The sequence below is a fragment of the Bradyrhizobium sp. Unk1 genome (genome assembly GCF_059512345.1).
Genome location: NZ_JCAMOP010000210.1, coordinates 1 through 637, shown reverse-complemented (window position 1 = coordinate 637; position 637 = coordinate 1). Strand labels below are relative to the sequence as shown.

At 63.4% G+C, this 637-nt stretch carries 1 protein-coding gene; it reads left to right on the top strand.

Features of this window, described 5'->3' with window-relative positions:
• Window positions 1–605 (top strand): transposase (locus AC5ZFO_RS48180; protein WP_496124292.1); only part of this gene is annotated, 605 nt, incomplete at its 5' end.
• Window positions 606–637: the final 32 nt, after the last annotated feature.

The following is a 637-nucleotide window of genomic DNA, read 5'->3' as shown; positions in this document are numbered from 1 at the left end:
CGTTGCTCGGTTTAGCGCAGCAGGTGCGCAGCCAGGATCAGCATCAGCGCGGTCCGAAGGTCTATGCGTTACATGCTCCGGAGGTTGAGTGCATCGGCAAGGGTAAAGCCCGCGCGCCCTACGAGTTCGGCTGCAAGGTCAGCATCGCCACCCCTGTGACGTCTCCGAAGGGTGGCCAGTTCGTGATCCATGCCAAGGCGCTGCATGGCAATCCCTTCGATGGGCACACGCTCGGTCCCGTAATCGCCGACATGGAGAAGCTCACCGGGGTGGAGGCTCGCCGTATCCACGTCGACAAAGGATATCGCGGTCACAACCACCCGCATCGGTTCAGGGTCTGGATCTCGGGTCAGGTCCGCCGCGTCACAGCTCCCATCCGTCGCGAGATGAAGCGTCGCGCGGCTGTCGAGCCCGTCATCGGCCACGTCAAGGCCGAGCACCGCATGGACCGCAACTATCTCAAAGGCCGCGTCGGCGACCGCGTCAACGCCGTCCTCGCCGCCGCCGGCTACAACTTCGGCCTGCTCCTGCGGTGGCTCGCAGAACTCTTGCGTGCCATTATCCGGGCGTTCACCGAAACTGTCCCTGCCCAAAAGATCGCTTAAATCAGCGCTCTCCCGCCTTCTTCACGGACGAC